Genomic DNA, 10,016 nt, shown 5'->3' with positions numbered 1-10,016 from the left:
GCTGGACACCACCGGCCGTAACTTGTTAGTAATCTCCACATAAGCAAACTCGGGGACCGGCAGATTACCACATCCCTTGATCACAACCTTTTTATCCAGGAATTCATTTGCATCCACTCTGTCCAATGCATTCTTGAACAACACTTTTTCAAGTTCTCCAAGATTGCCGTGAATTACAGTTTCAGCATGAGGTTCCAGTTTTGTAGCCAATAACATATAAGCCCAGGTAGGCACTATCGCATCAGCCGTACAGGTCATGGCTATATGCTTCCCTTTATATTGCTCCCAATCATGTTCTTTCACAGCGGCTCTAAAATCCTTTTCCCTCAAGATAAGTCCTTGAAAAAGCCAGTCCTTGATATCAAACAATACCCTTTCACCTTTCTGGTAATAATCCTCAAGGTTAAATGTTATTAAAGGACTTTGCGCGACTCTGTTGATAATCTCCTGTTGCTCCATATTCTATTTTATATTATTTCCCCGACAAAGCGCAGGATAAAACAAATCTATTTTACTTTTGGTTTACTGATCCTGAATTCTTTTAGATAAAAGGGTTCAAAATATGCCACATCTTCAAACTGTTGCTGTTCAAACTTCCGACAAGCCAGGAAACCTACATTTGAAGCATCCGGGTAGACATCATCAACAAACAGAGCATTTGTACTGTTAATTACTTCTTTACATTTAGCTGCTCCATTTCCAAAAAACATAATCTGATCTTTCAACAAAATATCTTCAAAAGAAGCATTGTCTATTATTTCCGGTTTTGTAGGTTCAACCACTTCCATTTGATGATTTGCCAGCAAACAATAAACTTCCATCCTTCTGGCATCGATCATGGGACAAAGTATGGCTTCGCTTTTATTGTACTTATTAATACCAAAAGCCATTGCTTCCAAAGTATTGACTGCAATCAGCGGAATATCCAGTGCATAGCACAAGCCTTTCGCCGTGGATACCCCAATGCGCAAACCAGTATAAGATCCCGGGCCTTCGGAAATGGCTACGGCAGACAAGTCACTCAACGTAAAACCACAGTATTTGACCAGCGAATCAATAACAGGAGCCAGCAAGCCCGAATGCGACTTTTCGATATATAAGGTTTGCGTACCTATTAACTGTTCATGATGATGCAAGGCCACCGAACAAACTGTTGTGGCTGTTTCAATACTTAGTATTAATGACATTATTTGGTTGAAAGGATTTTATTATAATTTGATGTGTTACTTAAGAGCTGAATGGCTTTTTGCACATCGCTATCACTATCAAAGGAGGCCTCAATGTTCCCCTTTTGAAGATAGAACCTTGATGCTATTTCCTCTTCCAATGCTTGTTTTATTTCACTCTTAAACTTCTCGAGGTCAAGTTCTTTGTTGTGCTTCACCCTTTTCTCTAGTTCGTGTAGCTGGTTTTGAATATCCTCGTAGTATTTTTCCTTTTTGGCCGATTCTTCGAGCTTTACCAAATCCTGTTCCACTTTAGTAGTGTAATCATAATCCTTGTCGCTCAACCATTGTTTAAACGCATTGTATTCTGCATCGGTAAGTTCAAAATCTGCTGCCGGAGGAATACTTCCTTTGTCATAGGCATAGCGAGTGGCATAGTTAAAAATAAGGCCTTTGGAAATCAGGCTGATCGTAATAGGGGCATAATACTCTGCTTCCATCTCCACATCAGGATCCAAACCACCACCGTCATAAACAGAGCGGCCGTTGGCAGTTTTGAATTCCATTTTAAGAGAATCTGCTATTTTATGCACTTTACCCTCTTCGTCACGGTGTGTATAGTCAAGGGACTGAATACACCTTCCACTAGGGATGTAATATTTGGCGGTGGTCACTTTTAGCTGGGCATTATAGGTAAGAGGCCTGGTGGTTTGTACCAATCCCTTTCCATAAGTCTTGCCTCCGACCAGCACTCCACGATCGTAATCCTGAATAACTCCCGATACGATCTCTGCGGCCGAGGCACTTCCTCCGTTAGTAAGTACCACTAACGGCATCTCGGTATCTACAGGATTGTTTAGTGTTTTATAAACCTTGTTCCACTCGCTGACTTTGCCTTTGGTCGAAACAACTTCTTTATTCTTTGGAATAAAGACATTGGAAACATTAACTGCTTCACTCAATAATCCTCCGGGATTGTTTCTTAAATCCAGAATAAGTTTCGTCGCTCCTTTCTCTTTCAACTCTTCTACGGCTTTGGCTACCTCTTTGCCGGCATCACTGGTAAAATCCTCCAGCTTCACATATCCGATGTCATTGCTTACTTTACCATAAAACGGGACATTGGTAACGGTAATTTTTTCTCTCTTAAAAGCAAAGGTCAGCGGTTCTTCATGGCCGTACCTGCGAACCTTTAGCTGCAGTTCTGTTCTTGCCTGTCCTTTTAAAAGCGTGCTAATGGCAGAAACGTCTTTGCCGGACACATCTTTTCCGTCTATTTCCAGCAGCTCGTCTCCGATACGAAGTCCCGCGTTATATGCGGCATACCCTTCGTAGGGCATGGTAATAATGGTTTTGCTGTCAATAGTCCCTATTAAGGCTCCTATCCCTGCATATTGTCCGGTTGTCATTGTTCTGAAAGATTCTATTTCATCTTCCGGGATATAATTGGTATAAGGATCAAGTGACTCCAACATGGCGTCAATACCGACTCGGATCATTTTGTCGGGATCTACTTCATCTACATAGTAGGCATTGACCTCCTTGAATAGGGTAGCAAAAATATCGAGGTTTTTGGCTATCTCGAAGTACCTTTCGGTAGGGCCAACAAACGAAAAAAGGGTAAACGCCAGAATTACGAATACCCCTGTAACTTTAACTTTATTATTCCTTAGCATATTATTCACTTTTCTTAGCCAACTGATTTTTTAAACGTTCTAAGACAGCAATCAGTTTCCTTTCGATATCATTAAACTCTAAAAGGTCCTTAGAAGTATAAATATATGCAATTTGATATTTAACACTGGTATCGAGAAGATGCTTATTTAGCCGGTAAGCCTCACGTATCCTACGCTTCAACTTATTTCGTAACACGGCTTTTTTAAAAGACCTTTTGGGAACGGAGATGAGAATCTGGTGAGCAGGAATACTCTCATCTGCTCTAAAAATGACTTTGAATGGATATAAATAAAAAGAGGAACCCCTGGTGAAGAGTTCCTGAATTGATTTCTTATGTGCAAGCCTTTCTGACTTTTTAAAAGTCATTGATGCCATTTCGGTAGTTTTTTTCAATGCTTTTGCCGAAAAAAACAGTCCAAACTTAGGCTGCTGCCAGCCTTACTTGTATCGGCAAAAGATTATTTATGAGTCTTTTCGTCAGAAACGGTAAGTTTCTTTCTTCCTTTAGCTCTTCTTCTGGCTAAAACCGCTCTACCATTAGCAGATTCCATTCTTGATCTGAAACCGTGCTTGTTCTTTCTCTTTCTTTGCGAAGGTTGGAATGTTCTTTTCATTGTTATATTCTTTTAGCCCTTTAAAACAGGACTGGTCTGTCACTTAAGTTTTTATCGGGCTGCAAAGATAACGAGCTTTTTTGTATTTGCAAACAGTCTCCCAATTTTGTTTGAAGCAACGCTAAAAACTACAACAATATGAGTTGTTAGGTTAACTTTATAAAAAATACTTTTACCAACCTATCGGGGGACTACCCCACTCGGTGTTGTAGAATTAAAACAACTTAACTAACCATGAACTATTCCATTCATTTTAAAAACCCTCTAACCCATTTTTTCACTGTAAAGCTCGAGCTGGATAAGGTAGATTCGGAAAGTGTACTATTAGAATTGCCTATATGGAGACCCGGCAGGTATGAAGCTGCAAACTATGCCAAGAACATCAGAGGTTTCAAAATTGAAAACGAAGATGGAGAACCTTTAAATTACACAAAGGTCAACCCGAGTACCTGGAGAGTTGACACGGCAGGTGCCGGGTCTATCGTGGTAAGTTACGATTATTTCGCTTTTAAAATGGATGCCGGGAATAGCTGGTACGACGAGTCACATATTTACATTAATTTCATTAACTGTATGGTTTATGATGTAGCAAGGCTCAACGAACAATGTAAAGTATCCATTGATATACCAAAAAATTATCAGGTTGCGTGCGGGCTTGAACATGATCAGCAGTCCTTCGTAGCGCAGGATTACTATGAGCTGGTTGACAGTCCGTTAATGGCCGGGGCTGACCTTGAGCATCATGAATATGAAGTAGATGGGTACAACTTTCACATCTGGCTCAACGGTGAACACCCCATTCAGCCGGAGAAGCTTGTCAGCGATTTTAAAAAATTCTCCCAGGAACAGGTTAAGGAGATGGAAGAGTTTCCGGAAAAGGAATATCATTTTCTAATTGAAGTCCTGCCATATAAATTTTATCATGGCGTTGAACATCATGATTCTACGGTAATTTGTCTAGGTCCGGGCCATGCACTCAATACAGAGGATATGTATAGTCAACTTCTAGGTGTCAGCTCTCATGAGCTTTTTCATGCCTGGAATATCATAAAAATCAGGCCTCAGGAAATGATGCCGTATCAGTTCAATAAATCTGTCGTCTTTCCTACCGGCTTTGTTGCCGAAGGGTTCACCACTTATTATGGTGATTTGTTTTTGTCCAGAGGCGGGGTATTTGACAGGCAATGGTATTTCAGTGAATTGAATACGCTATTCCGCAGGCATTTCTCCAATTACGGGAGATTAAATTATTCTGTTGTTGACTCTTCGCTGGACTTATGGATAGACGGCTATGCCATTACCACTCCCGAACGTAAGAGTTCTATTTATGTAGAAGGTGCTATGGTTGCCCTTTGCCTTGACTTAATGATCAGACAAAAGTCGGCGGATCAAAAATCTCTTGATGATATCATGAGGAAGCTTTGGAGCTTGTATGGTAAAACAGGAAAAGGATATAGCTATGAAAATATCAAAGAGGTTAGTGAGAGCGTATACGGCGCTGACCTGAGTGATTTCTTTGATGCGCACGTTAAGGGCAAGGAGTCCAAGAAGGTTCTTATTAATGACCTATTAAATTATGTTGGCTGCCAATTGCTTGAAAAAGACTCTGAGAATGACCTTGAAAAATACTTTGGTATTCGAATAGCGGAACCTAATGGCTCACTGAAAATTACTCAAATTGCACCCGGTTCGATCGGTGAAAATTATTTCTCTCTCAATGATGAGATCCTGTCAATCAATGATCAAAAGCTTGATATTGAAAATATAAACCAGTTTGGCGCAGGTAATTATGAATTTCTTGTACGCAGAAACTATAAAGATATCACCATAAAACTTAAGCCGGGAGAAGATAAGTATTTTCATCAGTATACTATTGAGCCTCTTCCCGAACCATCAAAGCAGCAAAAAACATCTTTTGAAAAATGGACTGGCTGCGAGCTTGTTTAAAATTTAAAACGCTGTATAAGCAAAGAAGGCTGCCCGATTTTTGGGCAGCCTTCTTATTTTCTTTAAAAAACATTATTACTTAAAAGTATCGTCGCTGATTTCAGGATTAACTTCAATGCTTTCTGTTTTGATATTCATTTTCATTCCTCCTCCCATCGGCTGTACGACAAGGTGCGGAAAATAAATGCCGTTTACTTCTTTGTAATCACCAAACTCAGTTGACATGGGCATCTCTCCCTGCGGGGTTTTGGCCACCCTTGTTTGTCTGATCTTAAAGCCAGATTGCGCATCATAATACTGAGTAACTTTGGTGCCTGATGGATAAGTAACTTCAACCGCATAAGCGTCCGCAGCGTCCACTTTTTCTATTCCTATCAGCTTTGTTTCCACACCAATCTCGTCATACTTCAATTCCGGAAATGGATAGCTACCAATCACCAATTCTTCTTTGATTTCCTCATTAACAGGAATTTTGTTGCCCATTTGTGCAACAACTGCTTCATCCTCATTAAGCATCTGCTTGCTCATAACATTGCCTCCCATACCTACTTCCACAAGCAATTTTTTTGGAGTTTTTTTGTACACTTTCATGTCAATGGAATTGCCCATCATATCCGCTCCCATATCCATTTTAAGTGATTTAACACCGGATAATTTATCCTTGCCCCCTATTGCCTTCAGATAGTTATCAATTACTTTACCGGCAGTAAGTCCGGCAGGTAACTTTTTGGAGTTTCCGGGATCATATTCATTCCCATAGATATCGTAGTATTTTACAGGGCCGAATTTTTTAAGTCCATCGGCTACGTCTGAGGCTTTTCCTACCACCACTATGTTGGCGTGATCAGGCTTGATGTATTTGTCGGCCATGGCTTTAACATCAGCCAAAGTGGTGTTTGACACATTTTTCAGGTAGTTGGCATAATAGTCCTCAGGCAGGTTATACCTGGCAGTGTTGATGGCAAAGCTTGCAACTGTAGAAGGTTGCTCCAGAGCGCGGGCAAAGCTACCTATCACGGATGCCTTGGCTGCCAATAACTCTTTTTCTTCCACTTCTTTACTCCTGATCCTCTTCAATTCATGCAGAAATTCATGAACCGCACTGTCTGTAACTTCATTTCTTACACTTGCCGAAGCATTAAAATTACCAACCAGTTCGTCACTGGATAATGATGACCTGGCTCCGTAAGTGAATGCCTTGTCTTCCCGCAGGTTTTGCATCAACCTTGATGAAAAACCTCCTCCCAATATCTGATTAAGTACTCTTGACTTGATCACATCCGGGTTTCCCGGTTCAAGCTGAATAGGGTAAGATACATTGATAACAGACTGAACACTTGTAGGTCTGTCTACCATAGCCACAAAGGTCTCTTTTGGTGCTTCCGGCACTTTGTAGGTGGGCTGGGTAACTTCGGCTTTTTCCCACTTGCTGAAATATTTCGTTACCAGTTTTTTGGCATCTTTAAATTTGATGTCTCCAACCACTGCCAGATATCCTACATTAGGTTTGAAGTACTTGTTATAGTATGCCTTAGCATCTTCGATGGTGATATTTTCAACAGTTTCTTCTGTTGTTATCTCACCGTACGGATGGTCTTTACCATAAACCAGCACGCTCCTTACATTACCTGCAATGGCGTTAGGGTCGTCCTTGCTTGCGGCCAGGCCGGACAAGGTTTGCTTTCTGATCTTCTCCAACTCCTCCTGAGGGAAAGCCGGATTAAACAGTACATCTGTCATCAACTCCAGCAACTTCTCTTTGTGCTTGGTTAAAGATGCTGCATAGATACCCCCGGAGGATGTGGAAAGCGATGCTCCTATAAAATCGATCTCTTCATCGAGTTTTGCTTTGCTGCGGTTCGTGGTGCCGTTTCTCAGCAACTGGCCCATGATATTAACATAGCCTGCTTTATCTTTTTCAAGGATAGGCTCATTATCAAGGGTTAAGGAAAAAGCAACTCTTGGAATTTTATGGTTTTCAACTACAAATACCTTAAGCCCGTTCTTCAATTCAAAGGACTGGTACTCGCCGATCTGTATTTCCGGAGCCGGTCCGGGTTCAGGGGCTTTAGTTCTATCTACCTGAGCAACTGCGCTGAATGAGATAAAAACCAAAGCCAGTAATAGTTTGAAATGTATGGTTTTCATATTAGTTCTCAGATTTAGGTTCAGTGTTAGCAGATTGATCTCTTTGTGATTCGGGGAGATAGTATAGTACTACCCTGTTATCTTTAGTGAAATACTGATTGGCCACTCTCTTGATATCTTCTCTCGTCACATTCATATATTTCTCTATCTCGGTGTTGATAAGGTTGGCATCACCAAAGTACACATGGTAGTTTGCCAGATTTTCTGCTATTCCGGCCATGGTACTGTTTTGTGTTACAAAGTCATTTTCAACCTGGTTTCTGATCTTTTGAAATTCCCTTTCCGTAATCAATTCATTCTTCACGCGGTCGATTTGCTCATCAATACTTTTCTCAAGTTCTTCTACCCCTACTCCCATATTGGCAATGGTATACACAAGGTATAACCCTGGGTCTTCAAGGGCCAGAGGGAAAGATCCTGCTGTAACTGCTTTCTGCTGCTCATCTACCAGGCTCTTGTACATTCTGGAGCTTTGTCCATCGCTTAAGAGTGTGCTTAACATGCTTAATGCATAGGCATCATCCGTACCTTGTGCAGGAATATGATAGGCCTGAACGACTGCAGGAAGCTGCACCTGATCATAAACTACATCCCTTACTTCTTTCTCCTGCTTTGGCTCTACAATGTCCGGTCTCGGAATCTCTTTTCCTCCCCTTGGGATATCTGCAAAGTATTTTTTGACCAGTTTTTTAGTTTCTTCGATAGAGATATCTCCAGCTATCGACAACGTGGCATTTTCAGGTACATAGAAAGTCTCATAAAACTGAATGAATTCTTCCAGTGAAGCTGAGGTCAAATGATCAAGTGAACCGATAGGCATCCACTGATAAGGGTGCTTGTTATATGCTCTTTTGAATACTTCTATGATCAGTCTTCCATAGGGCTGATTGTCGTATCGCTGCCTTTTTTCTTCTTTTACTACTTCTCGCTGAGTTTCTACACCAATATCTTCAATTTTGGCATGCATTAACCTTTCGGACTCTAGCCAAAGGCCGAGTTCCAGTTGATTAGAAGGAAGTAATTCGTAATAAAAGGTCCGGTCAAATGAAGTGTTGGCATTGTTTACACCACCGGCATTGGTAATGTATTTGTCAAACTCTCCTCTGTTGATGTTTTCAGAACCTTCGAATAATAAATGCTCAAAAAAATGGGCAAATCCCGTTCTCTCCGGGTTTTCATTTTTTGAGCCTACATGGTACATAATGCTAACTGCAACAATAGGTGTACTGTTATCCTGATGGAGGATGACGTGCAGCCCATTATCCAAATCAAATTCTGTATATTCTATTTTGTTGCTTTTTTGAGCGTACAATGAAGACGCCAGCGCGACAAAAAGAAAATACGCTATGATCGTTTTTCTCATATTTGTTCGGTTGGGGTTAAAAAAAATGGTTATTTATGATTAATCAAAAAGATGATTCAAAACTTCTTTGGATTCATGCCACTCCAGGCGTGGTCCAAATTTGGATACAATCTTTGAAGATGCCAGACTGGCAATTTTTCCGGCCTCGGCATAACTATGCCCATGGGTAATACCATATAAGAATGCTCCTGAGAACATGTCACCTGCACCATTGGTATCTACTGCCTTTACTTTGTAGGGTTCAATATCTATAAAAGTATCTCCATCGAATATCATAGCTCCGTTTGCTCCCTGAGTAATAGCAAATTTCTTAGCTACCTTCTTTAATTCTTCACGGGCTTCCAGCAGACTGCTTTTACCTGTAAAGAGCATAGCTTCTTCTTCATTACAAAACAGCAGATCAACGCTTGCTCCTACAACCTGTTCCATAGGTTCTTTAAAATATTTAACCATACTTGGGTCGGAGAAGGTAAGGGCTGTCTTCACTCCATGTTTTTCAGCCAGCTTTTTAGCATGTTTCATAGCTTCCTGACCATTTTCTGAGGTTACCAGATAGCCCTCTATGTACAAATATGAAGAATCTTTAAGTTTATCTTCATCTATCTGATCCGTGGAGTATGTAGCGGTTATCCCCAGGAAGGTATTCATGGTCCTGTTGGCATCGGGGGTCGTCATTACCAGACATTTGCCGGTTATACCTTCCGGAGCAGTGCCATCTGTCAGGTTGGTATCGACACCATTTTCCCTTAGGTCCTTCAGGTAAAACTTACCCATATCATCGTTGGCCACTTTGCACGAATAAAAGCAATTGCTACCGAACTGACTGGCCGCTATAACGGTATTTGCTGCTGAGCCTCCGCAGGCCAGATTACTACTAGGGAGGTGAATGGCTTCAATCAATTCAAACTGTCTTTGCTCATCCACAAGGGTCATGAAACCCTTTTCAATTTTGTATTTCTCGAAAAAATCGTCACCTACTTCTGTAACAATATCTACCAGGGCATTACCAATGCCATAAACATCATATTTTTTACTCATATGTCATAATTTTTGCGGGATGCTAAGTTAAAACTCTTTAGGCATTAATGAAATTGAACGCAA

The 10,016-nt window shown here is 40.9% G+C and carries 9 protein-coding genes; 1 reads left to right on the top strand and 8 read right to left on the bottom strand.

The window, feature by feature from the left end; translation table 11 throughout:
- From E1163_RS06425 to rpmH, 5 genes are all read right to left on the bottom strand, one after another.
- On the bottom strand, positions 1 to 459 hold a 459-nt coding region (locus E1163_RS06425; RefSeq protein ID WP_155170614.1), incomplete at its 3' end, for a DUF2480 family protein.
- A gap of 47 nt (positions 460 to 506) precedes the next feature.
- Positions 507 to 1,187 carry a tRNA (adenosine(37)-N6)-threonylcarbamoyltransferase complex dimerization subunit type 1 TsaB gene (gene tsaB, locus E1163_RS06420; RefSeq protein WP_155170613.1) on the bottom strand — a complete coding sequence of 227 codons (681 nt, stop codon included), beginning with the start codon at positions 1,185 to 1,187 and terminating at the stop codon, positions 507 to 509.
- The gene (locus E1163_RS06415; RefSeq protein ID WP_155170612.1) at positions 1,187 to 2,842 is read right to left on the bottom strand and encodes a S41 family peptidase; all 1,656 of its coding nucleotides are present in this window, start codon (positions 2,840 to 2,842) and stop codon (positions 1,187 to 1,189) included. Before E1163_RS06415 ends, tsaB begins: the two co-directional genes overlap by 1 nt.
- Position 2,843: 1 nt before the next feature.
- Positions 2,844 to 3,236: a ribonuclease P protein component gene (gene rnpA, locus E1163_RS06410; RefSeq protein ID WP_343033765.1), complete on the bottom strand. Its 393-nt coding sequence runs from the start codon at positions 3,234 to 3,236 to the stop codon at positions 2,844 to 2,846.
- A gap of 65 nt (positions 3,237 to 3,301) precedes the next feature.
- Positions 3,302 to 3,457 (bottom strand): 50S ribosomal protein L34, encoded by a 156-nt coding sequence (gene rpmH, locus E1163_RS06405; protein ID WP_155170611.1) that lies wholly within the window; start codon positions 3,455 to 3,457, stop codon positions 3,302 to 3,304.
- Between the two features lie 234 nt (positions 3,458 to 3,691).
- Between rpmH and E1163_RS06400 the strand changes: the two genes are divergently transcribed.
- Positions 3,692 to 5,404, top strand: coding sequence for a M61 family metallopeptidase (locus E1163_RS06400; RefSeq protein ID WP_155170610.1), 1,713 nt, complete (start codon positions 3,692 to 3,694; stop codon positions 5,402 to 5,404).
- A 75-nt stretch (positions 5,405 to 5,479) separates the two neighbouring features.
- Here the strand turns inward: E1163_RS06400 and E1163_RS06395 are convergent, their stop codons facing one another.
- From E1163_RS06395 to E1163_RS06385, 3 genes are read right to left on the bottom strand one after another with little or no spacing between them, the layout of a single operon-like run.
- Positions 5,480 to 7,552 carry an insulinase family protein gene (locus E1163_RS06395; protein ID WP_246223530.1) on the bottom strand — a complete coding sequence of 691 codons (2,073 nt, stop codon included), beginning with the start codon at positions 7,550 to 7,552 and terminating at the stop codon, positions 5,480 to 5,482.
- A gap of 1 nt (position 7,553) precedes the next feature.
- The gene (locus E1163_RS06390; RefSeq protein ID WP_155170608.1) at positions 7,554 to 8,915 is read right to left on the bottom strand and encodes a M16 family metallopeptidase; all 1,362 of its coding nucleotides are present in this window, start codon (positions 8,913 to 8,915) and stop codon (positions 7,554 to 7,556) included.
- A 39-nt stretch (positions 8,916 to 8,954) separates the two neighbouring features.
- Positions 8,955 to 9,953 (bottom strand): adenosine kinase, encoded by a 999-nt coding sequence (locus E1163_RS06385; protein ID WP_155170607.1) that lies wholly within the window; start codon positions 9,951 to 9,953, stop codon positions 8,955 to 8,957.
- Positions 9,954 to 10,016: the final 63 nt, after the last annotated feature.

The organism is Fulvivirga kasyanovii (genome assembly GCF_009711405.1).
Lineage (GTDB): Bacteria > Bacteroidota > Bacteroidia > Cytophagales > Cyclobacteriaceae > Fulvivirga > Fulvivirga kasyanovii.
The sequence above is the reverse complement of the archived record's forward strand: the minus strand, read 5'-3'. Positions and strand labels throughout refer to the sequence as shown.